This window comes from Bradyrhizobium sp. WYCCWR15520, assembly GCF_056174665.1.
Genome location: NZ_JBWBWM010000007.1, coordinates 1 through 23,519 on the forward strand (window position 1 = coordinate 1; position 23,519 = coordinate 23,519).

Here is a 23,519-nt window from a genome sequence, read left to right on the forward strand (position 1 = left end):
GTAACACCATCAATGTGAGGGACGACCGCCCGCCTTCCAGGCAGGTCGCGCGAAGCGCGCCACCCAACACCGCCGTAGCAAGCGCGGCTTGCCTGGAGGGTGGACCGGGGCCCGTTACCCCATCTACGATTCCTACCCCATCACCAGCGCCACCCGCCCGATCGCCTTGCGATCGATCAATAGCCGCATCGCCTTCGCATAATCCTCCAGCGGCAGGCGGTGCGAGACGTTGGGACGGACCTTTCCAGCTTCCGCCCATTCGGTCAGCGCCTTGATCCTGACCTCGCCGAGCATGGGATCTCTCCGCACTGCTTCGCCGGCACGGACGCCAAGCACGCTGGCGCCCTTGATCATCAACAGATTGGTCTTCGCGAGACCGATGCCGCCGGTGAAGCCGATGATCAAGAGCCGCGCGCCCCAGTTAATGCAGCGCATCGAGTTCTCGAACACCTCGCCGCCGACGGGATCGAACACCACGTCGGCGCCCTGCCCGTCGGTGAGACGCTTGACAGCGTCACGGAACGGCTCGCGGTCGTAGCGGACGAGATGATCGGCGCCCCTCGCTTTCGCAATCTCGAGCTTCTCGTCGCTTGACGCCGTCGCGATCACGGTGGCCCCTAACATCTTGCCGATCTCGACAGCGGCGAGCCCGACGCCGCCACCGGCACCGTGCACCAGCAGCACCTCGCCCGGCTGAAGCCGGCCGCGATCGATCAACGCGTGATAGGCCGTGCCATGGCCGGCCAGAAAGGTCGCGCCCTCGGCATAGTCGAACGTCGACGGCAGTTTGACGAGCTGCGACGGCGTGGCGACGGCTTCATCGGAATAGGCGCCATGGCGCATCTTGACGATCACCTTGTCGCCAACCGCGACGCCTTCGGCTCCGTTGACCTCGACGACATCGCCGGCGGCTTCCATACCCGGCGTGAACGGCAGCGCCGGCTTGAGCTGGTATTCGCCTGCGGCCATCAGAACGTCAGGGAAATTCAACCCGGCGGCGCGAATGGCGACGCGCGCCTGCCCGGGCTCCAGCGGCACCGCGGCAAAGGTTTCCAGACGCAGGCTCTCGGGCGGACCGAGCTCGCGGCAGATCACAGCCCTCGGCATCAGGCGGCCCGCGCTTTCACGCGCTCCAGCGCTTCGCGGATCAGCGGCATCCGGTCATTGCCGAAATACATGTCGGTCTTGTCGACAAAGATCGTCGGCGAGCCAAAGCCGCCGCGCGCCATCACCTCATCCGTGTTGGCCTTGAGCTGATCCTTGATCGCCTGCTGGCCGATGCCCTCGAAGAATTTTGCATGATCCACGCCCACCTTCTTGCAGATTTCGGTCAGCACCGAGTTCTGCGAGATGTCCTTGTCGGCGCCCCAATATGTCTCGAACACGGCAGTGGCGAACGGCACCATGTCCTTGTTGCCCAGCCAGATGCAGCCGCGCATCGCCTTGACGCTATTCACCGGAAACACCGTCGGCGGCATCTTGATCGCAAGGCCCGCCGAACGCGCCCAGTCGGCGAGATCCTTCTTCATGTAGCGCGCCTTCAACGGCACCGGCGTCTCGCGCTGCGCGTAGACGCTCGGATTGACGGTGTTGAAGATGCCGCCGACCAGGATCGGCCGCCAATTGATCTCGACGCCGAGCTCTTTGGCGAGCGGCTGGATGTTGTGAAAGGCGAGATAGGTCCAGGGGCTGGAACAGTCGAAGAAGAACTCGAGCATGGGATTTCCCTTGTTATTTGAGATCACTGTTATGTCCACCGTCATTGCGAGGAGCGAAGCGACGAAGCAATCCATACCTTCCGCGCGGTTGCATGGATTGCTTCGCTTCGCTCGCAATGACGGCGTCGCGACGGCCTACCCTTTCCCCGCCAATTCCTTCGCGCGGGCTCCGAACATATTCCGTCGCGCCTCCTCGTCGAACGGCTCCTTCACGAACTTGCCGATCGCTAGCCCTGCCTGCACCTGCGGCCGTGCGCGCACTTCCGCGTACCAGCGCTTGACGTTCGGGTAGTCGTCGAGCGTGAAGCCCTGCGCCTTGTGGGTCATGGTCCAGGGAAAGCAGGCGATGTCGGCGATCGAGTAGTCGCCGGCGACGTAGGCGCCGGTCTTGCCGAGTTGGACATCGAGCACGCGGTAGAGCCGCGCCGCCTCGTCGCGGTAACGCTCGATCGCGTACGGAATCTTCTCCGCCGCATAGAGCGCGAAATGGCCGTGCTGGCCGAGCATGGGCCCCAGCCCACTCATCTGCCACATCAGCCATTGCATCACCTGGGACCGCGCCCGCGTCTCCGTGGGCAGAAAACGCCCGGTCTTGTCGGCGAGATAGATCAGGATCGCGCCGGTCTCGAACACCGAAAACGGCCCCTGCCCGTCGATGGGCTCGTGGTCCACGATAGCCGGGATCCGGTTATTCGGGCTGATCGCCAGAAACTCCGGCCTGAACTGGTCGCCGGCGCGGATGTTGACCGGAATGACCCGATAGGGAAGCCCGAGTTCCTCAAGCATGATCGAGATTTTCCAGCCATTCGGCGTTGGCGCGTAATGCAGGTCGATCATGGCTCCCCTGGCTGCCGATTGCGGGATATTCCCCGTGAAGGCGACTTTTGTTGTTCTGTACCTCTATCTTAAGACATGGCAGACAGGCGCTCAATCAGAACTGAGCGGGAGGCCCCTATGCTGTTTCCAACCACGATCGCAGGCTCTTTACCGAAGCCGGAATGGCTGGCCGAGCCCAACACACTGTGGGCCCCCTGGCGCTCGAAAGGCGACGAACTCGCCCGCGCCAAGCGCGACGCCACCATACTGGCGGTGAAGCTGCAGGAGGATGCCGGCGTCGATATCGTCACCGAGGGCGAGCAAGCGCGCCAGCATTTCGTCCACGGCTTCCTGGAGAAGGTCGAGGGCATCGATTTCGCCCACAAGGTCGAGATGGGCATCCGCAAGGACCGCTACAAGGCGATGGTACCGCAGGTGACAGCGCCGCTGATGCTGAAGGGCCGCGTCCATGCGGATGAGGCCCGCGTCGCCCGCACCCATACCACCCGCAAGCTGAAATTCACCCTGCCCGGCCCGATGACTATCGCCGACACCGTCGCCGACCGGTATTACGGCGACAAGGTCAAGATGGCCTTCGCCTTTGCCGAACTGCTCAACAACGAGGCCAAGGCGCTGCAGGCAGACGGCGTCGACGTGATCCAATTCGACGAGCCCGCCTTCAACGTCTTCATGGACGAAGTCTCCGACTGGGGCATCAAGGCGCTCGAGCGCGCCGCCGAAGGCCTGACCTGCACCACCGCCGTCCATATCTGCTACGGCTACGGCATCAAGGCCAATACCGACTGGAAGCAGACGCTGGGCAGCGAGTGGCGGCAATACGAGGATATTTTTCCGGCGATCGCCAAAAGCCCGATCCAGCAGGTCGCGATCGAGTGTCGCAATTCGAAGGTGCCGCTGGATCTGCTGGCGCTGCTCCCCGGCAAGGTGATCCAAGCCGGCGTGATCGACGTCGCCAGCGACACGGTGGAGACGTCGGAGGATGTGGTCAAGGTGATTGAGGCCGTCTCGAAATTCGTGCCGCTCAGCAACATCGTCGCGACAACCAATTGCGGCATGGCCCCGATGCGGCGGGACATCGCGGAAGCGAAGCTTGCGGCGCTGGGCGCGGGCGCGAAACTGGCAAGGCAGCGGCTCGGGTGATGCTTCCATTCCCTCTCCCGCTTGCGGGGGAGGGTTAGGGTGGGGGCTCTCTCCACGCGCGCTACTCGCGGAGAGAGCCCCTACTCCAGCTCCCCCCCCCCCGCTTGCGGGGGAGAGGGCGACCGCGCAAGCGGCATCGCCTTCTAACAAACTCGCGCTCGGATGTAGCACCGGACGATATCCGGCACTGAGCGCGCGGAGCGTCGATGGCGGCGTCAGCAACAGCGCGCTCTCGATCGCGCCATCTATTCCGCTATAACCCGCCATCGACCATTGCAGCGCCCTGCCCTGCACCATCAGAAAACTCTCCGCCCCCTGCTGCACCATCGCTCCGTCTGGCAGCTTCTCTAGCGGCATGGGCAGTGGGTGCAGCCGCTTCTTGCCGCGCTCCAATCGATCCCGATGCAGCACGGCGTCCATCTCCCGCGCACGAATATCCGAAACGCCATTACCCGCCTCCCACGCCGCGCGGAAGCGGTTGGCGTCGTCGCGGCGGCAGAAGAAGCATGGACGATGGCCGGCGGCGAACGCTGTCGCTTCGTCGAGAAAGAACAGCTCGGTCCAGCTCCGCCGGCCCATCACCGGCCGCCGCCAGCCCCTGAACTCGCAGAGGCAGGTAATCCAGGCGGGGCTCGACCAGCGTTTTTTCAATAACGTCTTTGTCGCGGGATCGTGGATGATGCCGCGATTGCCGGTGAACAGGCCGCGATGCGGGGTGGCGATGATGTCGCCCGTGGGTGTGACGCGGTTTTGCAGGGGCATGAAAGGCTCAAACTATTGGCGCCACCGTCAATGCGAGGTGCGAAGCGACGAGCAATCCATCTTTCCGCGGCGGCATGGATTGCTTCGCTCGCGATGACGGCTAGATCACATCCCTGCCGTCACGGACGGATCGGCGGCTGGAACGACAGCGCGGTATCCCAAGGAAAGTGGATCCAGGTATCCTGCGACACCTCGGTAATGAACGTATCAACCAGTGGCTTGCCCTGTGGCTTGGCATAGACGGCCGCGAAATGCGCATCCGGCATCATCGAACGCACCAGCCGCCCGGTCTTGCCGGTGTCGACGAGGTCGTCGACGATCAACAGGCCTTTGCCGGTCCCGCCGCCGAGCTTTGCCACGTCGGCCGAAATGCCCTTGAGCGCCTGCAGGTCGCCCTGCCTGGTGTGGTCATAGCTGGCAATGCAGACGGTATCGATGATGCGAATGCCGAGTTCGCGCGCCACGATGGCCGCCGGCACCAGCCCACCGCGGGTAATCGCGATGATGGCATGAAACGGCCCGACCTCGTTGAGTCGCCAGGTCAGCGCCCGGCAATCCCGGTGAAACTGGTCCCAGGAAACCGGAAAAGCTCTCTCCGGCGGCGCCGTCACGAGCGCGCTCCAGAACGATTTGTCACTGTTGTTCTCCGTAGCTTTCGAAACCGGATCACTCGCGTCGCTACCGCGGCACGTTCAATCCCGCCAGCATCTCCTTCACCGCAGTCATCGCGGCGTTGAGCTTTTCGGGATCGCGGGAGCGGACCACAAGATTGGTGTTCGGCTTCTTGTCCTCGTCCATGAACGGATAGCTGCCGATGATGGTGTCGGGATGGGCATTGGCGATGTCCCGCAGCGGCCCGCCGATATCGCCTTCCCGCGCGTTGGCCCGCACCGAGTCCGACAGCATCCGCACGCCCGATTTCAGCTTGGGCGCGACGATATCCATCATCGCCTGCATGATCGAGGGAATGCCGGCCATCACGATGACGTTGCCGAGCTTGAAGCCGGGCGCGAGGATGGTGGCGCTCTGGATCAGTTCGGCGCCGTCGGGCACGCGGGCCATGCGCAGCCGGGCCTCGTTCAGATCCTGCTCGCTCCAACGCTCGCGAAAGCGCGCCACGACCTCCGGATGATGATCGATGCCGACGCCGAACGCCTTGGCGACGCTGTCGGCTGTAATGTCGTCATGGGTCGGTCCGATGCCGCCGGTGGTGAAGACATAGGTGTAGCGATTCCGCAGTGCATCAATGGCGGCGATGATGTCGGCCTCGTCATCGGCGACGACGCGGACCTCCTTGAGGTCGATGCCGATATTGGTCAGGTATTCGGCGATGAAGCCGATGTTCTTGTCCTTGGTCCGGCCGGACAGGATCTCGTCGCCAATGACCAGAATACCCGCCGTGACGATCTCGCTCATGACTTCCCCTCACCTGTCCCCGTACTTTGCGCAAGCAACGCTTTGAAGTCACGGGGCTTTGCTGCCGAAATAAGCACCCGGCAGCCTTTTTTTAGGGCAGCGCGGCCGGCCGCCCACACGAAATGCCGCGAGCCAATGCATATCGCGCTGGCCCGAGCCTTGCTACCATCCCGTGAAGTCATGCACTGTGCCGCATGGGCTTCGAGAGATAGTCAGGATCTATGGCAGTTGCCTTTGATGAAATGAACGGGCCCGGCGGCGACCTGCGCCCGGCCTATCGGGAGCTCTCCCGCTGGCTGAAGGAGACGCCTCCGGACGCCCTGGAATATCGCCGGCAGGAGGCGGAACTCCTGTTCCGCCGGATCGGCATCACCTTCGCCGTCTATGGTGACGCCGAAGCCCAGGAACGCCTGATCCCCTTCGACGTCATCCCCCGGATCATGTCGGCCAAGGAATGGACAGTTCTTGAAAAGGGCCTGAAGCAGCGGGTCCGCGCGCTCAACATGTTCCTGCGCGACATCTATCACGGCCGCGACATCCTGCGCGCCAACCTCATTCCCGACGATCTGATCTTCCAGAACCCGGTCTTCCGCCCCGAGATGAACGGCCAGAGCGTGCCGCACGACGTCTACGTGCACATCGCCGGCATCGACATCGTCCGGACCGACGCCGACAATTTCATCGTGCTGGAGGACAATGCGCGCACGCCCTCCGGCGTCTCCTACATGCTGGAAAACCGCGAAATCATGATGCGGCTGTTTCCGGACCTGTTTGCCCGCCACCGCATCGCTCCGGTCGAACGCTATCCGGACGAACTGCTGTCAGCGCTGCGCTCGGTCGCGCCGTTGTCTGCCTCGGCGGAGCCGACGGTCGCGCTGATGACGCCCGGCGTCTATAACTCCGCCTATTACGAACACTCGTTCCTTGCCGACAAGCTCGGCATTGAGCTCGTCGAAGGGCGCGACCTCATCGTCAAGAACGACGAGGTGTTCATGCGCACCACCGAGGGACTGAAGCGCGTCGACGTGATCTACCGCCGCGTCGACGACGATTTCCTCGACCCCCTGACCTTCCGCCCGGACTCGGCGCTCGGCGTGCCCGGCCTGATGTCGGCCTATGCAGCCGGCAATGTCACGCTGGCGAACGCGGTCGGCACCGGGATCGCCGACGACAAGGCGATCTATTCCTACATGCCGGAGATTGTGAAATTCTATCTCGGCGAGGAGCCGATCCTGAAGAATGTGCCGACCTGGCGCTGCCGCGAGCCGAAGGACCTCGCCTACGTGCTCGACAATTTGAGCGAGCTGGTGGTGAAGGAAGTCCACGGCTCCGGCGGCTACGGCATGCTGATCGGCCCCGCCGCCACCAAGGCGACGATCGAGGCGTTCCGCGACAAGCTCAAGCGTGAGCCGGAGGGGTTTATCGCCCAGCCGACACTGGCGCTGTCGACCTGCCCGACCTGCACCGCGGCCGGTCTCGCGCCGCGCCATGTCGATCTCAGGCCATTCGTGCTGACCGGCAGCAAGCACGTCACCATCGTGCCCGGAGGGTTGACGCGGGTGGCGCTGAAGGAAGGCTCGCTGGTGGTCAATTCGAGCCAGGGCGGCGGCACCAAGGACACCTGGATATTGGACGAATAGAGAGCGAATTTCACGTATGCTGTCGCGCACTGCCGAAAACCTCTACTGGCTGGCCCGCTATGTCGAACGCGCCGAATATATCGCGCGCACCATCGACGCGACGCTGCGTGTCACCGCCCTGCCCGCCGCCTATATCGGCAAGACCAATGAGTGGGAATCGGCGCTCCTGACCGCCGGTGTCAGCACCAGCTTCTACGGGACCTATCAGGAGGCCAACGAGCAGAACGTCGTCGAGTATCTGGCGTTCTCGCCCGCCAATCCCTCCTCGATCAAGAACTGCATCGAGGCAGCGCGGCTCAATTCGCGCTCGGTCCGCACCGCACTGACATCGGAGATGTGGGACACCATCAATTCGGCCTGGATCGAATTGCAGGAAGTCTGGGGCAAAGGCACGTCCAGCCGCGAGGAACTGGCGCGGTTTCTCCGTTTCGTGCAGGAGACTTCACTGCGGTTCGACGGTTCGGCCTACCGGACCATGCTGCGCAACGACGCCTACTGGTTCTCGCGGCTGGGCCTACATCTGGAGCGCGCCGACAACACCGCCCGCATTCTCGACGTGAAGTATCACGTACTGCTGCCCGAGGAAGAACATGTCGGGGGACCGCTGGATTACTACCAGTGGACCTCGATCCTGCGCTCGGTGTCGGCGCTGACGGCCTATCACTGGGTCTATCGCGAGACGCTGAAACCCTGGCTGATCGCCGACCTCCTGATCCTCAACGACACGCTGCCGCGCTCGCTGGCGAGCTGCTACAGCAATCTGGTGCGCAATCTTGACCAGATCGGCGTCGCCTATGGCCGCCAGGGCGCCTCCCAGCGGCATGCCCGCGGGGTGCGAAACCGCCTTGAACACAGCCATATGGACGATATCTTCCAGCACGGCGTGCATGAATTCATCCAGGAATTCATCGCGGACAATTCAAGGCTGGGTGAGATCATCACCAGGCAGTATTTGATTTAGTGAATTTTGAACGAACGTAGCCAGACGCCGTCATGGCCGGGCTTGTCCCGGCCATCCACGTCTTGCTATGCCCATCAAAGGACGTGGATGCCCGGGACAAGCCCGGGCATGACGATCCGCCCCTGGTTCTGCCAATGCGCCTGCGAATTGCCCATACCACGAGCTATCGCTACGAGCCCCCGGCCTCGGGCGTGATCCAGATCCTGCGCATGACGCCCGGCAGCCATGACGGGCAGTACGTCGCCGAATGGCAGATCGACGTCTCGACCGATTCCCGGCTCGACACGCATCAGGATGCGTTCGGCAACGTCACCCATGTGTTGACGCATGGTCCGATCGCCGACCTCACCATCCAGGTCGAGGGGCTGATCGAGACCCACGACACCGGCGGCGTGCTGCGCGGCACCGACGAGCGCTTTCCGCCGAGCCTGTTCCTGCGCTCGACCGCGCTGACCGAAGTCAACCCGGCGATGGCGACGTTCGCCCGCGAGATGCGTTCGGAGTCCGACGGCGACGTGCTCGGCTTCCTGCATGCGCTGATGGTGCAGATCAACGAGCACATGATCTTCGACGAAGACCCGACCAACTCGGGCACCTCGGCGGCGGAAGCCTTCGCGCTCAAGCGCGGCGTCTGCCAAGACTATGCGCACATCTTCATCGCCTGCGCGCGCTCCGGCGGCGTGCCGGCGCGCTTCGTCTCCGGGCATTTCCTGCGCTCCGACGGCACCGTGCACCAGCAGGCCGGCCATGCGTGGGCGGAGGCATATGTACCTGATCTGGGCTGGGTCGGATTCGATGCCGCCAACGGCATCTGCACCACCGACGCCCATGCCCGCGTCGCGACCGGGCTCGATTACCTCGGCGCCGCGCCGGTGCGCGGCACCCGCTATGGCGGCGGCACAGAGACGTTGACGGTCGCGGTCAAGGTCGAACAGGCCGGGCGACCGGGACAGTGGCAGAGCCAATCGCAGTCATAAGTATTAATTTACAGGCCTATCCCCGTCATTGCGAGGCAACGGGTCGCGCGAATGCGCGCCCGATGACAGGCTCCGCGAAACAATCCACGCTTCAGCACGGGGATAGATGGATTGCTTTGCTTCGCCTCGCTCGCAATGACGGCGGAATCGCCATCACTTATCCAGCCAGACATCCTCGAACCGCAGATTGTTGTACTGGCTGTTGGCGTGCGGCTGGAAGTTCTTTACGTAAGGCTGCCAGCAATTGGCGGCCGACGAGTGCAGGATGATCGGCCGCGCCGCATCCTCGACCAGTAGCCGCTCGATCTCCCAGACCATCTTCTTCCGTTTATCGCGGTCGAGCTCGCTCGATTGCGCCGCCAGCAGCCGGTCGACCTCGGCGTTGCAGTACTGGGTGTAGTTGCGCTCCGACTTGCAGGAGTAATTCTCGACGATGTTGCCGTCGGGATCGTCGACGCTGACGCCGGTCACGTTCAGCCCGATCGTATAGTCCTTCTTCGCGAGCCGCGCGTACCAACGTGGCGTATCGAGAATGTCGAGTTCGCTCGTGATGTAGATCTTCTTGAGCTGGTCGGTCAAGATCACGGCGGGATCGCGATAGGTCGGCAGGTTCCTTGTCTGGATCTTGATCTGCAGCGGTTTTGCGTCGCTATAGCCGAGCTTCTGCATGATCGCCTGCGCCTCGGCGATGTTCTTCTCGGCGTTGGGACCATAGCCAGTCAGCGACGACACCATGTCCGGCGGCATGCCCCACTCGCCCTCGGGCTTGGCCAGCATGGCCCCGCCCATCCGCGCCAATCCTTCCATCAGGATCGTGTTGAAGGGTTTGCGGTCGAGCGCCAGCGACATCGCTTTCCGGATATCCGGATTGTCGAACGGCGGATTGACGCGGTTGACCATCAGATTGATCTGCGTTCCCGTCGTCGTCATCTCGCAGATCGCATGCGGCGCACGCGCCTTCACGTCCTTCATCAGGGGAATGCTGACGTCGGAGGGAAAAGTGATGTCGTACTCGCCGGTGGCAAAGGCCAGCATCCGCGTCGCGCGGCTGTCGATCATCCGGAACGTGATCTCGTCGAGATACGGGCGGTCCTTCTTCCAGTAGTCGGGATTGCGCACCAGGCGAACCGACTCGCCGCGCTTGAACTCGACGAATTTGAACGGCCCGGTGCCGACCGGCTTGGTGCGCATCACCTGCTGCGGCACGTGGCAGGGATAAACAGGTGAAAACGCGCTCGCCAGCAATACCGGCAGGCTCGGCTGTGGCTCACTCAACTCGAACGTCGCCTCATGATCGCCGTTGATGGAGATGTCCTGCAGCTTCGTGTACCAGACTTTTCTCGGATTGCGCTTGAAGTCCTGGGTCTCGCCACCCTTTCCGATCAGCATCCGCCAGGTGCACTGCACGTCCTTGGCCGTGAACGGCTGGCCGTCGTGCCATTTCGCGCCCTGTCGGAGCTTGAACGTCAGCTTGGTGTTGGTGGAATCCCACGACCAGCTTTCGGCGAGGTCGGGAATGACGGTGTCGATGCTCTCGTGCACCTTGGCTGGATCGAACACCACGAGATTGTTGAAGATCGCCGCGAATGGCGTCACCGAGGCGATCGTCGCTTCCTCATGCAGCGAAGTCGAGGGCGGATTGTCATTGTGATAGAGCCGCAGCGTGCCGCCCTTTTTCTGCGCTGCGGCGGGGCCTGCCAATGCGATGCAAAGCAGCGCGATGGATGCGACGGGTTTGAGCAACGACCGCGTGGCGCGCATGGTGGCCTCCCAATCTTTTTGTTCTTGTTGAACAACCAGACTGCCGGAGGCGGCCGGAGTAATCAATACTCGCAGCTCCGGTAGTTCGAGGCCTCGCAGATTGCCGCTTCCGCCAGCGGACGGAACAGCCGGATCGCCGGCACATAGTCGCCGCGGGTTGTAGGCCACCATGCCGTCGGACCCGCCGGCGCATGGGCGCTCCCTAGCAACCACATGGCCGCGATCTAGCCGATCAGAGCCTGTTTCCGCATGCGTTCCTCACCCTTGCCTGGGAGATTTGACCCGCCGGCGGATGCCGCGCCACGGGAATTGGGGTTGGATGCCCCCTCGAAATTGGCTACTAGTTTGGCCGCCGAAAAAAAACGATGCGTCGGGGACTTGGATGACCTATTGCTGCGGAATTCTGGTGCGAGACGGTCTCGTCATGATTGCGGATACCCGCACCAATGCCGGCCTCGACAACGTCTCGACCTTCCGCAAGCTGCATATTTTCTCAAAGCCCGGCGAGCGCATCATGGCGATTGCCAGCGCCGGCAATCTGGCGATCAGCCAGTCGGTGCTGTCGACCCTGACCGAGGGCATCGAGGACGCCACCACCGGCGAGGTCGAGACGCTGATGAACGCGCCGACCATGTTCCAGGCGGCGCAGCGCATCGGGCGCGCGATCCGCCAGGTCCACGCCACCGAAGGCCCGGCGCTGCGATCCGAAGACGTCTCCTTCGACGTCTCCTTCCTGTTCGGCGGGCAGATCAAGGGCTCGCGGATGCGGCTGTTCATGGTCTATACCGCCGGCAATTTCATCGAATGCACCACCGACACGCCCTATTTGCAGATCGGCGAGCACAAATACGGCAAGCCGGTGCTCGACCGCGCGATGCATTACGACGTCGAACTGTATGAGGCGCTGAAGACCGGCCTGATCTCGATGGATTCGACCATGCGCTCCAACCTCGGCGTCGGCCTGCCGATCGACGTGCTGGTGGTGCGCACGGATGCCTGCGAGGCCGATCTCAACCACCGCATCGAGGCGGGCGAGCCCTATTTCCACGATCTGCGCTCCCGCTGGTCGGCGGCGCTGCGCGCGGCACACCAGAATATTCCCAGACCACCCTACAAATCCGAAACAGAAGCAAAGAAGTAAAGGCGAGGAAAAACATGGCCGACACAACCAACAAGATCGCGCTCGTTACCGGTGCAGGCACCGGCGTCGGACGCGCGGCATCGCTGGCGCTGATGAACGCTGGCTACACCGTGGTGCTGGCCGGGCGCCGCATGGAGATGCTGGAGGAAACCCAGAAGCTCGGCGACAATGTCGGCAAGAGCATGTGCGTTTCCGCCGATATGACCAAGCCGGATTCGATCGCGGCGCTGTTCGCCAAGGTGAAGGACACCTATGGCCGGCTCGACGTGCTCTTCAACAACGCCGGCATGGGCGCGCCGCCGGTCAATTTCGAGGACCTCAGCCTGGAGCAGTGGCAGGCGGTGGTGAACACTAATCTCACCGGCCCCTTCCTGTGCACCCAGCACGCCTTCCGCATCATGAAGGACCAGAACCCGCGCGGCGGCCGCATCATCAACAACGGCTCGATCTCGGCACATGCGCCGCGGCCGTTCTCCGCCGCCTATACGTCGACCAAGCACGCGATCACCGGCCTGACCAAGGCGAGCAATCTCGACGGCCGCATGTATGATATCGCGGTCGGCCAGGTCGACATCGGCAATGCCGCAACGCCGATGACCGACCGCATGGTCGCCGGCCCCGGCGTCATGCAACCCGACGGCACGATGAAGCACGAACCGCGCATGGACGCGAAGGCGGTCGGCGATGCGGTGGCCTACATGGCGGGCCTGCCGCTCGATGCCAACGTGCTGTTCATGACTGTCATGGCGACCAAGATGCCGTTCGTGGGACGGGGCTGATTCCACAGCCGTCATTGCGAGGAGCTCGCGACAAAATTGCAAAGCAATTTTGCGCTGAAGCGACGAAGCAATCCACGCCTCCGCACGTGGTGGCGCAATGGATTGCTTCGCTTCGCTCGCAATGACGACTGAGGGACGCGAGCGCCCTACTCCAGCCTCTCCACCTTCCGCAGCGCCGGGAACAGTTTCATCCACAACAGCGCAATCGCAATCGTCCCGACGCCGCCGAGCACGGCGGCCGGCACGGTGCCGAACAGCGCCGCGGTGACGCCGCTCTCGAACTGGCCGAGCTGGTTGGAGGCGTTAATGAAGAGAAAGTTCACCGCGCCGACCCGGCCGCGCATCTCGTCGGGCGTTGCGAGCTGCACCAGCGAGAAGCGGATCACCACGCTGATCGTGTCGGCCGCGCCCAGCATCGCCAGCGCCAGTACCGACAGCCACATCCATTGCGACAGCGCAAACACCACCGTCGCCGCGCCGAACACGATCACGGCCTGGAACATCCGCAATCCCACATGGCGATTGATGGTGTGACGCGCGAGATAGGCGGTCATCAGGAGCGCACCGACCGCGGGCGCTGCGCGCAGGACGCCGAGGCCAAGCGGGCCGGTCTGCAGGATGTCGCGAGCATAGATCGGCAGCAGCGCCGTTACGCCCCCGAGCAGAACGGCGAACAGATCGAGTGAGATGGTGCCGAGGATCGCCGGATTGTTGCGGATGAAGCGGACGCCGGCAAACACATCATCCGCTGTCGTATCCTCGTTCGAAACGTCCTGCTTTTCTGCGCGGATGAAGCCGGTGAGAACTGCGCCGATCAGCCAGAAGATGACGATGACAAGATACGGCAGGCTCGGCGCGAAGACGTAGGCGAGACCGCCGAGCGCGGGGCCGGTGATGGTCGCGACCTGGGCGGCGCCGGAGGAAATCGCGGTCGCGCGCTGCAGCGAGCCTCTGGGCGCGATCAGCGGCAGCAGCGCCGCCGTTGCCGGGCTCTCGAAGGCGCCGGCGATGCCGATCACGAAGGTGGCGATGAAGATCTGCACCTCATTGAGCCACCCGGCAAAGGTCGAGACCGCCAGGAACAGCGCGGTCGCCGCTTCCGCGAGCTGGCAAAGCTGCACCACCCGCTTGCGCTCGAACCGGTCGGCGGCATGGCCGGCCACGAAAACCAAAAGCGCCGTCGGCAGGAATTGCACCAGCCCGACCATGCCGAGCAGGAAGGCGCTGCCGGTGAGATCGTAGATCTGCCAGCCGATCGCGACCGCCGCGATCTGGCTGGCGAAGCGCGACAGGCTGCGGGACAGCAGGAAATAAAGGAACGGGGCGTGCCTGAGCAGTTCGCGGGCGCCCACCGGCATCGTCGAGGACATGGGCAGACGGGGTGGCCGAGCGCGATGCAGATGTCAACGGGCAGCCCCGCAACACGGCATTGCGCGGCCCTGCGGCGCTGGCATAATCGCTGCCGGGGTTTCGGGGGATTCATGCTGCAACTGCAATCGGCGTTTGGCGTGCTGGCATTGCTGGCAATCGCATGGTCGCTCAGCGAGAACCGCCGCGCGGTTTCGATCCGGCAAATCGCGGTTGGCCTGGCCGTCACCATCGTCACCGCGCTGGTACTGCTCAAGCTGCCGCCGGTGGCCAAGGCGTTCGGCGCCATCAACGACGCCGTCAACACGATCTCGGCGGCTACCCGCGCCGGCACTTCCTTCGTGTTCGGCTATCTAGGCGGCGGCGCCCTTCCCTTCGATCTCAAGGCGCCGGGCGCGGATTTCATCCTGGCCTTTCAGGCGTTGCCGATCGTGCTGGTCATGAGCGTTCTGACGACGCTTCTGTTCTACTGGCGGGTGCTGCCGCCGGTCGTGCGCGGTATGGCGTGGCTATTGGAGCGCACGCTCGGCGTCGGCGGTGCGGTGGGGCTGTCCGCCGCGGCGAATATCTTTCTCGGCATGGTCGAGGCGCCTTTGTTCATCCGCCCCTATCTGGCGCAGCTCACCCGCAGCGAATTGTTTCTGGTGATGACCGGCGGCATGGCCGGTATCGCCGGCACGGTGCTGGTGCTCTACGCCACGTTCCTTGCGCCGTTGATCCCGGATGCGGCGGCGCATTTTGTCATTGCATCGGTGCTCGGCGCGCCGGCCGCGATCCTGATCAGTCTGATCATGGTGCCGGAGACGTCGGACAAGCGCACCGGAGGATCATTGGAAGATCCTGATATGCACGTCTCAAGCACCATGGATGCGATCGTCAAGGGCACCACGGCCGGGCTCGAGCTGTTGCTCAACATCGTCGCCATGCTGCTGGTGCTGGTGGCGCTGGTCTATCTCGCCAACGCGATTTTGGGACTGTTGCCCGAGATTGGCGGCGCCAAAATCTCGCTGCAGCGGTTGCTCGGCTACCTGATGGCGCCGGTGTGCTGGCTGATGGGCCTGCCCTGGCCGCAAGCCGTCACGGCCGGAAGCCTGATGGGCATCAAGACCATCCTCAACGAACTGATCGCCTATGTCGAACTGTCGAAGCTCGACGCTGATGCGCTAGATCCGCGCTCGCGGCTGATCATGCTCTATGCGATGTGCGGCTTTGCCAACTTCGCCAGCCTCGGCATCATGATCGGCGGCCTCGGGACGATGGCCCCGGAGCGTCGCGAGGAGATCAATGCGCTGGGCTTGAAGTCGATTGTGTCAGGTACGCTGACGACGTGCCTGATGGGCGCGATGGTGGGGGTGTTGACGTAGGTACATCAGCCCGTAGCCCGGATGAAGCGCAGCGCAATCCGGACACGTGTTCAACACTCGCAACGTTCCCGGATTTCGCGGAGCCTGTCATCGGGCGCGCATTCGCGCGACCCGTTGGCTCCATCCGGGCTACGGAATCAACTCGCCAATTCCACCGTCTTGAACTCCGCCGGCAAGATCACTTCCAGCAGTTCGACGTCGTCGGAATAATCCATGATCAGATGCTTGATGCGCGGCGGCTGGGTCCAGGCGCTGCCCGCTTGCATCAGCGTCTCGCCCTGGCCTTCCATGTAGGTCTTCACCCAGCCCTTGAGCACGTAGACCATCTGGAATTCGACGTCGTGGTAGTGCAGTTTTGAAACTTCCGCCGGATTACAAGGACCCTGCAAGCGGATCACATGCGCCTGCGCCAGACCGTGGGTAGCGTCCGCAATTCCGAGGTCGCGGTATTTTGCGTAGGTGCGCAGGCCGTCAGCCTTGAAATCTTCTTCGCGGTGATGGCTGATGGCGATGGTTTGCTTCGGCCGCGCCTTCTTGACTGGCTTTGCCTTTGCGGCAGACGCGCCCCTCGCCTTCGACTTGATCGTCTTGCGAGCCGAGGACTTGGCCGCCGTCTTGTGGCCTGACCATTTCTTCCTTACGGCGGACTGCGCCGCGGCGCGTGAGGCGACTTTCTTCTTGGCCATCGGTGCCTCCCTTTTTGTTTGTTTGTGGCGGGAGGCTAACACAAATCGGATTTCGTAGGATGGGCAAAGCGCAGCGTGCCCACCATCGCGAGCTGAGTGTCAGATGGTGGGCACGGCGCAAGCGCCTTTGCCCACCCTGCGGCACCTCAATCAATGCAGCCTGAACACGCCATCGACCGCGCGCAGCTCGGCCGGCTTGATCAGTCTGGAATGCGCAACCGTGACGGAAAACAGCGGGCCATCAAGCTTTTCCTGCCAGAAGGCGAGGAAATCCTTGAGCGCGGGGAATTTCGGAAACAGATCGTAGTTTTGCCAGACATAGGTCTGCAGCAATGAGGGGTGATCCGGCATTCGATACAGAATTTGCGCCGTCGTCAGCCCGTAACCCAGCACCTGCTTCCGGAAGTCGTCGGAAGCAACTCCAACCCGCGAGACCATGCCAAACCTCCATTGCTGGAAGCGCATTTCACGTGGGTGGCCACACACCGAGCCACCCCGGCGGAGATGCGCTCACATGAGAGAAATGTGACGCACGATACCAACCCATCACAAGTCTAAATGTTTAACGAACTGTTGAAAATTCACGCGTTAGCAGCAGCTTACCGCATCTGCTAATACGGGGGCCCCGGGATTCCGCGCCCCGATTAATCATGATTAATGAAATTGGCAGGCGTCATATTTGAGTGCCAATTTTTCTGCTAGACACCCTTGTCCCCCGAACAAGACTGGCCTAAATCAGCCGCAGCCGAGTTAGCACTCGCTGGCTCGGACTGCCAAAATTTCCAATTCTGATAACATCTTCAGAAACTTAGGAGGACTGCATGAAATTCCGTCCGCTTCACGACCGCGTCGTGGTCAAGCGCATCGACGCCGAAGAGAAGACCGCTGGCGGCATCATCATTCCGGACAGTGCCAAGGAAAAGCCTTCCCAGGGCGAAGTCGTCGCCGTCGGCCCGGGTGGCCGTGACGAGGCCGGCAAACTGATCCCGATCGACCTCAAGGTTGGCGACCGCGTCCTGTTCGGCAAGTGGTCGGGCACCGAGGTCAAGATCGACGGTGAAGATCTCCTGATCATGAAGGAGTCCGACGTCATGGGCGTGCTCGACGTCCCCGCCTCCAAGAAGAAGGCCGCTTAAGCCCTTCGCCTGCCACGCTCACCCTGAGGAGCGCCCGCAAGGCGCCTCCCCGACAGGGTGAGAAACAAAGATCAACTCAGGGAAACCAAATATGTCAGCCAAAGAAGTCAAATTCGGCGTCGATGCCCGCGACCGCATGCTGCGCGGCGTCGACATTCTCGCCAACGCCGTGAAGGTCACGCTCGGTCCGAAGGGCCGCAACGTCGTGCTCGACAAGTCGTTCGGCGCTCCCCGCATCACCAAGGACGGCGTCACCGTCGCCAAGGAGATCGAGCTCGACGACAAGTTCGAGAACATGGGCGCGCAGATGGTGCGCGAAGTCGCTTCGAAGTCGGCGGATGCTGCCGGCGACGGCACCACCACCGCGACCGTTCTGGCGGCTGCGATCGTCCGTGAAGGCGCCAAGTCGGTTGCCGCCGGCATGAACCCGATGGACCTGAAGCGCGGTATTGATCTGGCTGTTGAAGCCGTGGTCGCCGACCTCGCCAAGAACTCCAAGAAGGTCACCTCGAACGAGGAAATCGCCCAGGTTGGCACCATCTCCGCCAACGGCGACAAGGAGATCGGCGACTTCCTCGCCAAGGCGATGGCCAAGGTCGGCAACGAAGGCGTCATCACGGTCGAGGAAGCCAAGTCGCTCGACACCGAACTCGACGTCGTCGAGGGCATGCAGTTCGACCGCGGCTACATCTCGCCCTACTTCGTCACCAACGCCGACAAAATGCGCGTTGAAATGGACGACGCCTACATCCTGATCAACGAGAAGAAGCTCTCCTCGCTGAACGAGCTGCTGCCGCTGCTCGAAGCCGTGGTGCAGACCGGCAAGCCGCTGGTCATCGTCGCGGAAGACGTCGAAGGCGAAGCTCTCGCCACCCTCGTCGTCAACCGCCTGCGTGGCGGTCTGAAGGTCGCGGCCGTAAAGGCTCCGGGCTTCGGCGATCGCCGCAAGGCCATGCTGCAGGACATCGCGGTTCTGACCGGCGGTCAGGCGATCTCGGAAGATCTCGGCATCAAGCTCGAGAACGTCACGCTGCAGATGCTCGGCCGCGCCAAGAAGGTGATGATCGACAAGGAAAACACCACGATCGTCAACGGCGCCGGCAAGAAGGCCGACATCGAGGCCCGCGTTCAGCAGATCAAGGCGCAGATCGAGGAAACCACCTCGGACTACGACCGTGAGAAGCTGCAGGAGCGTCTGGCCAAGCTCGCGGGCGGCGTCGCGGTGATCCGCGTCGGCGGCGCGACCGAAGTCGAGGTGAAGGAGCGCAAGGATCGCGTGGATGACGCGATGCATGCGACCCGCGCGGCGGTTGAAGAAGGCATCGTGCCGGGCGGCGGCGTCGCCCTGCTCCGCGCCTCCGAGCAGCTGAAGCGCATCCGGACCCAGAACGACGACCAGAAGACCGGCGTCGAGATTGTGCGCAAGGCGCTCTCCGCGCCGGCCCGCCAGATCGCGATCAACGCGGGTGAAGACGGGTCCGTCATCGTCGGCAAGATCCTCGAGAAGGAGCAGTACTCCTACGGCTTCGACTCGCAGAACGGCGAATACGGCAATCTGGTCTCCAAGGGCATCATCGACCCGACCAAGGTGGTTCGTGCGGCAATCCAGAACGCGGCCTCGGTCGCGGCTCTCCTGATCACCACCGAAGCCATGATCGCCGAACTGCCGAAGAAGAACGCTCCGGCCGGCGGCGGCATGCCCCCCGGCGGCGGCATGGGCGGCATGGACTTCTAAGTCCGGTCACCCAAAGCGGTTAGGAAAAATGCAAAACCCCGGCAGCGATGCCGGGGTTTTTGTTTGGCGAATAACGTAGCTAGCCGCCACAGCAGGTGAAGGGTCGCGTGCAACGCTACGCTGAATAAAAGGCTCCCCGTTCTCGGCGATATCCCTGTTATGCACACCCTCCCGTAAATATACGATCGTTTAGGTTGACAATTCTCAAAAAAATTTTCGCGAGAGTCGGAATTCGAACCGACGTTCCGCTTCTCCTGACGCAAAGTTGTATCGGGTCGGGGCTAAATCAAAGCTCATCCAAAATCTGGTCGAACACGGAGCGTGAGCTCTCGTGACGCATGCGAGCGTCGCGGAGAATGCTTTCGCTTGAGAAGGAGTAATGTTGCGTGAGTGAAAGCGAAATGAAAGTGACACCAAATGGAACCAATGTATTCGGGACGCCGCTGCCGGATTTCTCGAAGATCGCCTTGCCTGGCATCGGAGCCAACGACCAGGTCGTGGCCCGCGCACGGGAAGGCTTCGAGAAGATCAAGGCCGCTTCGGAGCAAATGACGGAAGCGCTGCGCGAGAGCTATTCCAGCAATGCGAGAGGCGCGACCGACTACGGGCTGAAGGTGTTTGAAATCTCAAACGCCAATGCCGCCTCTGCGCTCGACTTCCTGATCCATCTCTGCGGCAGCAAGTCGGCGACCGACGTTTTCACGTTGTCCGCGGCGCAAACGCGCAAGGCATTCGACGCCGCTTCCGACCAGAACAAGGAATTGTGGATCCTTGCCCAGAAGCTTGCGACCGAAACCGGTGAGCCGATCAGGAAGCACTTCACCAAGGTATTCCACCAGGCGGGCTAACAAGGCCCGCTCAGTTCACGCCCAAGGAATTTGGAGGAGATCCGGCCGGTTGGAAACGAGCCCGGCGAGCATGCAGTCCCCACTGCCCGTGCTCGACCAAACAAGGTGCGCGATGCCCCCCAAGTAACCCGCACCGATAACAGGGCGCATTCCAACCGGCCGGTGCTTTTGCACCAAACGATCAAGACAATCGCAGGGGAGAGCGACATGGGTATGGTTATGGTCAAATGTCCGCAAACCGGATTGGCTATTCCCACCGGCATCAAGACCGATCGCGAAAGCTTCGGCCGTCGCCCGGTATTTTTTTCGCGTACGCGTTGCGTGATCTGTCACACCGATCATCCGTGGTTTGCCCGCGAAGCCTGGGTCGACGAGCCGAGCATCCGGGTGCGGCATCGCCGCGCGGGCGCCCCGGCGTAATCGCTGACAAGGATCGGGTAACGATCGCGATAGAGGGGACGCCATGCCACGGATGCAGATCTCAAATGAAACATCCACCTGGCTGCTGCAGGCCAAGGACATTCTTGATGAAGCACGGCGGCTGAAGCCGGGTCCCGAGCGCAAGGAGCTGCTCCAGACGGCGAAGGTGTTGCGGGAAATTGCGAGGCTCGAGGCAGCATCCGGGTCGGCGCCTGAACGTGATCGGCGGCCGAAAACCTGATTGCATCAGCTGCTTGACGGGCCGTCCTGTAATGCGCTCGCGGCAAGTCGCGACGTGGTAGCTCAAACGGTCGCGCGAAACGCGCTCACATCGCATCGCGCGATTTGATCTCGGGCAGAGCCGCCATCCGGGATTCGGTCGAATTCGTCGCGAAGATTTCCTCGACTTCGAGACACATGGCGTTGTGGCATTCGCACGCTGCCGCCGCGAGCCGCGCCCGGTCGATCTCGATCAGGCCTCGTCGATCGGACCTGATTGCTCCACGCGTTCGCAGGTTACGCATTACGAGCGTCACGGTCGTACGTCGCACGCCGAGCATTTGCGAGAGGGCATGCTGCGTGATTGGGAGCGCATCATGGTCGACGCAGTCGCGCAGGCGAAGCAGCCAGCGAGCCATGCGGGCTTCGACCGGGTGCAGCGCATTGCAGGCCAAACCGAGCTGGAACTGTACCAACATCGCCCTGACATGAGTTTGAACCATGCGTCGGATCGCCGGGCTTCGGCTAAAAGCGCTGAAAAATCGCGATGCAGGAATCCGAGAGGCGGTGCCGGCCGCACGAACGATAGCCGTCGTCGTCGAAGGTGATGGCCCGAGCACCGACAGCATGCCGACAGCTCCCTCACGCCCAACTGCCGCGGTAGCAACCGTGTGTCCGTCCGCCATGTCGATCATCAACGCGATAGCGCCGCTATGAGGAAAGACAACGTATTCAATATCGTCACCCGCCCGCGAAATGACCGCGTCCTGATCGAGCGCGATCATCTCCAGTTCGGGTTCCAGCAGATGGAGATCCGGTGCAGGCAATGCTGCAAGAAGGCGATTGCTCATGGCGTCGCCAGGTTTCACTCCGGAGAACCCCGCACTTGGAGTGTCGCGAAACGGCCGTTTCAACATAGACTAAAGCTGCTCTCTCAACGCGTACTCACAACAACACCATCACTCAAAGTAACAAACTCCAAACATGCGGCCGCAAGGCGGACCGTCTGCTCGCAGCGACCTTAAGAAGTTAGATGCAAATGAGCCGGCGGACGCAACCGCAAAATACGCATGGGTAATACGGTAACAATACGGGTAGCAGGGTAACAGTGAGCAAAGTTCCATTTCCGGACAATGTCGGTCTTGCGGGTGATCAGTCCTTTTTCTGCAACAGTTTTACGGCGCCAGCGATGCTGGACCGCAGACGCTCATCTGGCCTTCCGCCATGGCGCATCGGCTTCCCAATCGCCGGCCATGATCGAGCCGTACGGGATCACCTCATCGGTCACCTCGCCGAGGCCGTATTTCGTGATCTGCGATCGTACCGATGCGGCGTTCTTATAAGCCTCTGGCAGTTCCGACAGGTCGGGCTTACCGCAATAGAAGCGGGCATCGATGCCGGTCGGCAGCCGAGGCTTGTTCTCGCGCAGGAAAGCCTTGCGTCCGACGTTGCGCCCGGCGCCGTGCGGAGCGAAGCCAAGTGAGTCCTTGTTGTCCTTGTGCTTCAGAAGCAGGACCGGCTCGGCCATGTTGAGCGGAACGATGGTGCGCCCGTCATCATCATCCGAGAAACCGGCCCAGTTCGGGGTAGCGCCCTTGCCGTGATAGAACAGGCCATCTTTCTTTCTGAAGACGAAGTTGTGTTCGTTCCAGAAGCGATCGGCGACACCATTTCCGATCTTCGTGGCGGTAAGGTCGTGGATCGCATGGTGGTTGGCCTTGGTCCAGAGTCGCACGATCTGCAAAGCTTCCCAATACGCACGGCCGTCATCGCTTGACGCCTTGATCCAGGCATTGTGGTCGGGGGTCTTCGGCGCGTGAATCGCCGTGTGCTTTCTGGCGACAGCCATTCCGCGCTTGTAAACCTGGGCACCAAGGCCGCGAGAGCCATGGTGCGTCACCAATGCGGCATGACCCGTCGATTTGAGGTGACCGACATAGGCAAAGTGATTGCCGTCGCCTTGCGTGGCGTAGTGACCGATCGCGAACCTCTCGAGTCCCCTCAAGAACGGATTGCCGGCAAACTTCGACATAATCTCGTCGGGCGGCATGTGAATGCCGTCTCGGCCCCCCGGACCGAAATGGGTGACATCCTGAACGGCATCAAGAATGCGCTTGGGATCATCCTTGCGAGCAAACACGGTAATGGCGACCGAGCAGCAAATGTCCGACGAATGGAATCCAGGATGGATCGCATCGTCGCATGCCACGACTCCGCCGACCGGGATCGTGCCGATCGCCGTGCCGGACGGGCAGGCATCGGGTATCACGGCGCCGGCCACGATCGTCGGGACTCGCATCAACGCATCCATGTGCTGGGCCACCGCTGCGATGTTGTCACGTTCCAACTCGTTCTCGGCATCGATCAGCATCGAGAATTGGAGGCCGTTGGTCCGCATCAGTGTTTCGATCGGCTGCATGGCCTGCAGCGCGACAAAGATCGCATCGTCATCCGCGCCCCCGGCACGCATGATGCTGGCGGTCTCCAAGGCATCCTTGAACCAGCGCCCGGGTCGAAAGCCCCAGGCGATCAGGGTGTTGCCGTCAATGGTCTGAGATACCCTCATGTTTTGGCCCCGACGAACTTATCGTTCCTTGTCGCATTCCGTTCA

24 protein-coding genes and 1 pseudogene are annotated in these 23,519 nt (G+C 62.3%); 12 read left to right on the forward strand and 13 right to left on the reverse strand.

The window, feature by feature from the left end; translation table 11 throughout:
* Positions 1-132: 132 nt before the first annotated feature.
* From AC0QUY_RS09530 to AC0QUY_RS09540, 3 genes are all read right to left on the reverse strand, one after another.
* A complete protein-coding gene (locus tag AC0QUY_RS09530) occupies positions 133-1,107 on the reverse strand; it encodes an NADPH:quinone oxidoreductase family protein (protein WP_475386647.1) in 975 nt (324 codons plus the stop codon).
* The gene (locus AC0QUY_RS09535) at positions 1,107-1,718 is read right to left on the reverse strand and encodes a DsbA family protein (RefSeq protein ID WP_475386648.1); all 612 of its coding nucleotides are present in this window, start codon (positions 1,716-1,718) and stop codon (positions 1,107-1,109) included. Before AC0QUY_RS09535 ends, AC0QUY_RS09530 begins: the two co-directional genes overlap by 1 nt.
* Before the next feature lie 135 nt (positions 1,719-1,853).
* Positions 1,854-2,555 carry a glutathione S-transferase N-terminal domain-containing protein gene (locus AC0QUY_RS09540; RefSeq protein WP_161853778.1) on the reverse strand — a complete coding sequence of 234 codons (702 nt, stop codon included), beginning with the start codon at positions 2,553-2,555 and terminating at the stop codon, positions 1,854-1,856.
* Positions 2,556-2,672: 117 nt separating this feature from the next.
* On the opposite strand from AC0QUY_RS09540, the gene AC0QUY_RS09545 reads away from it, so the two are divergent.
* The gene (locus AC0QUY_RS09545) at positions 2,673-3,695 is read left to right on the forward strand and encodes a methionine synthase (RefSeq protein ID WP_475386649.1); all 1,023 of its coding nucleotides are present in this window, start codon (positions 2,673-2,675) and stop codon (positions 3,693-3,695) included.
* 153 nt (positions 3,696-3,848) lie between these two features.
* Here the strand turns inward: AC0QUY_RS09545 and AC0QUY_RS09550 are convergent.
* From AC0QUY_RS09550 to AC0QUY_RS09560, 3 genes and pseudogenes are all read right to left on the reverse strand, one after another.
* Positions 3,849-4,457 (reverse strand): annotated as a pseudogene (locus AC0QUY_RS09550) (hypothetical protein); the annotation flags it as partial.
* 119 nt (positions 4,458-4,576) lie between these two features.
* Positions 4,577-5,068 carry a xanthine phosphoribosyltransferase gene (gene gpt, locus AC0QUY_RS09555; protein ID WP_474416048.1) on the reverse strand — a complete coding sequence of 164 codons (492 nt, stop codon included), beginning with the start codon at positions 5,066-5,068 and terminating at the stop codon, positions 4,577-4,579.
* A 67-nt stretch (positions 5,069-5,135) separates the two neighbouring features.
* On the reverse strand, positions 5,136-5,873 hold the full coding sequence (locus tag AC0QUY_RS09560) for a competence/damage-inducible protein A (RefSeq protein ID WP_475386650.1): 738 nt from the start codon (positions 5,871-5,873) through the stop codon (positions 5,136-5,138).
* Between the two features lie 221 nt (positions 5,874-6,094).
* On the opposite strand from AC0QUY_RS09560, the gene AC0QUY_RS09565 reads away from it, so the two are divergent.
* From AC0QUY_RS09565 to AC0QUY_RS09575, 3 genes are all read left to right on the forward strand, one after another.
* Positions 6,095-7,513 carry a circularly permuted type 2 ATP-grasp protein gene (locus AC0QUY_RS09565; protein ID WP_161853773.1) on the forward strand — a complete coding sequence of 473 codons (1,419 nt, stop codon included), beginning with the start codon at positions 6,095-6,097 and terminating at the stop codon, positions 7,511-7,513.
* Between the two features lie 16 nt (positions 7,514-7,529).
* The gene (locus AC0QUY_RS09570) at positions 7,530-8,474 is read left to right on the forward strand and encodes an alpha-E domain-containing protein (protein ID WP_475386651.1); all 945 of its coding nucleotides are present in this window, start codon (positions 7,530-7,532) and stop codon (positions 8,472-8,474) included.
* A gap of 134 nt (positions 8,475-8,608) precedes the next feature.
* Positions 8,609-9,451 carry a transglutaminase family protein gene (locus AC0QUY_RS09575; RefSeq protein ID WP_161853771.1) on the forward strand — a complete coding sequence of 281 codons (843 nt, stop codon included), beginning with the start codon at positions 8,609-8,611 and terminating at the stop codon, positions 9,449-9,451.
* 153 nt (positions 9,452-9,604) lie between these two features.
* Here AC0QUY_RS09575 and AC0QUY_RS09580 read toward each other — a convergent pair whose 3' ends face one another.
* Both AC0QUY_RS09580 and AC0QUY_RS09585 read right to left on the reverse strand, forming a co-directional pair.
* Positions 9,605-11,212 carry an ABC transporter substrate-binding protein gene (locus tag AC0QUY_RS09580; protein WP_475386652.1) on the reverse strand — a complete coding sequence of 536 codons (1,608 nt, stop codon included), beginning with the start codon at positions 11,210-11,212 and terminating at the stop codon, positions 9,605-9,607.
* Positions 11,213-11,274: 62 nt separating this feature from the next.
* Entirely contained in the window at positions 11,275-11,427 is a 153-nt protein-coding gene (locus AC0QUY_RS09585) for a hypothetical protein (protein ID WP_475386653.1), read from the reverse strand.
* Positions 11,428-11,594: 167 nt separating this feature from the next.
* Between AC0QUY_RS09585 and AC0QUY_RS09590 the strand changes: the two genes are divergently transcribed.
* Together AC0QUY_RS09590 and AC0QUY_RS09595 are read left to right on the forward strand one after the other, a co-directional pair.
* Positions 11,595-12,353 (forward strand): proteasome-type protease, encoded by a 759-nt coding sequence (locus AC0QUY_RS09590; protein WP_161853767.1) that lies wholly within the window; start codon positions 11,595-11,597, stop codon positions 12,351-12,353.
* A 14-nt stretch (positions 12,354-12,367) separates the two neighbouring features.
* Positions 12,368-13,132, forward strand: a complete 765-nt coding sequence (locus AC0QUY_RS09595; RefSeq protein ID WP_475386654.1) for an SDR family oxidoreductase — start codon at positions 12,368-12,370, stop codon at positions 13,130-13,132.
* A gap of 146 nt (positions 13,133-13,278) precedes the next feature.
* Here the strand turns inward: AC0QUY_RS09595 and AC0QUY_RS09600 are convergent, their stop codons facing one another.
* Positions 13,279-14,502 carry an MFS transporter gene (locus AC0QUY_RS09600; protein ID WP_475386655.1) on the reverse strand — a complete coding sequence of 408 codons (1,224 nt, stop codon included), beginning with the start codon at positions 14,500-14,502 and terminating at the stop codon, positions 13,279-13,281.
* A 111-nt stretch (positions 14,503-14,613) separates the two neighbouring features.
* Between AC0QUY_RS09600 and AC0QUY_RS09605 the strand changes: the two genes are divergently transcribed.
* Positions 14,614-15,864 (forward strand): NupC/NupG family nucleoside CNT transporter, encoded by a 1,251-nt coding sequence (locus AC0QUY_RS09605; protein WP_475386656.1) that lies wholly within the window; start codon positions 14,614-14,616, stop codon positions 15,862-15,864.
* 137 nt (positions 15,865-16,001) lie between these two features.
* On the opposite strand, the gene AC0QUY_RS09610 is transcribed toward AC0QUY_RS09605, so the two are convergent.
* Together AC0QUY_RS09610 and AC0QUY_RS09615 are read right to left on the reverse strand one after the other, a co-directional pair.
* The gene (locus AC0QUY_RS09610) at positions 16,002-16,550 is read right to left on the reverse strand and encodes a cupin domain-containing protein (protein WP_161853763.1); all 549 of its coding nucleotides are present in this window, start codon (positions 16,548-16,550) and stop codon (positions 16,002-16,004) included.
* Positions 16,551-16,700: 150 nt separating this feature from the next.
* Positions 16,701-16,988 (reverse strand): usg protein, encoded by a 288-nt coding sequence (locus AC0QUY_RS09615; protein WP_057833772.1) that lies wholly within the window; start codon positions 16,986-16,988, stop codon positions 16,701-16,703.
* Positions 16,989-17,371: 383 nt separating this feature from the next.
* On the opposite strand from AC0QUY_RS09615, the gene AC0QUY_RS09620 reads away from it, so the two are divergent.
* The 5 genes from AC0QUY_RS09620 to AC0QUY_RS09640 all read left to right on the forward strand — a co-directional run bounded on the left by AC0QUY_RS09620 (position 17,372) and on the right by AC0QUY_RS09640 (position 20,930).
* Positions 17,372-17,686 carry a co-chaperone GroES gene (locus tag AC0QUY_RS09620; protein WP_057833773.1) on the forward strand — a complete coding sequence of 105 codons (315 nt, stop codon included), beginning with the start codon at positions 17,372-17,374 and terminating at the stop codon, positions 17,684-17,686.
* 91 nt (positions 17,687-17,777) lie between these two features.
* Positions 17,778-19,421 carry a chaperonin GroEL gene (groL, locus tag AC0QUY_RS09625; protein ID WP_161853761.1) on the forward strand — a complete coding sequence of 548 codons (1,644 nt, stop codon included), beginning with the start codon at positions 17,778-17,780 and terminating at the stop codon, positions 19,419-19,421.
* Between the two features lie 401 nt (positions 19,422-19,822).
* Positions 19,823-20,269: a phasin family protein gene (locus tag AC0QUY_RS09630; protein WP_475386657.1), complete on the forward strand. Its 447-nt coding sequence runs from the start codon at positions 19,823-19,825 to the stop codon at positions 20,267-20,269.
* Positions 20,270-20,476: 207 nt separating this feature from the next.
* Positions 20,477-20,689, forward strand: a complete 213-nt coding sequence (locus AC0QUY_RS09635) for a hypothetical protein (protein WP_065754203.1) — start codon at positions 20,477-20,479, stop codon at positions 20,687-20,689.
* Between the two features lie 43 nt (positions 20,690-20,732).
* Positions 20,733-20,930, forward strand: coding sequence for a hypothetical protein (locus AC0QUY_RS09640; protein WP_161853759.1), 198 nt, complete (start codon positions 20,733-20,735; stop codon positions 20,928-20,930).
* Positions 20,931-21,015: 85 nt separating this feature from the next.
* Here the strand turns inward: AC0QUY_RS09640 and AC0QUY_RS09645 are convergent, their stop codons facing one another.
* Positions 21,016-21,759, reverse strand: a complete 744-nt coding sequence (locus AC0QUY_RS09645; RefSeq protein WP_161853758.1) for a Crp/Fnr family transcriptional regulator — start codon at positions 21,757-21,759, stop codon at positions 21,016-21,018.
* A gap of 356 nt (positions 21,760-22,115) precedes the next feature.
* Complete coding sequence (locus AC0QUY_RS09650; RefSeq protein ID WP_475386658.1) at positions 22,116-23,474, reverse strand: RtcB family protein; 1,359 nt, start codon at positions 23,472-23,474, stop codon at positions 22,116-22,118.
* Between the last annotated feature and the right edge of the window lie 45 nt (positions 23,475-23,519).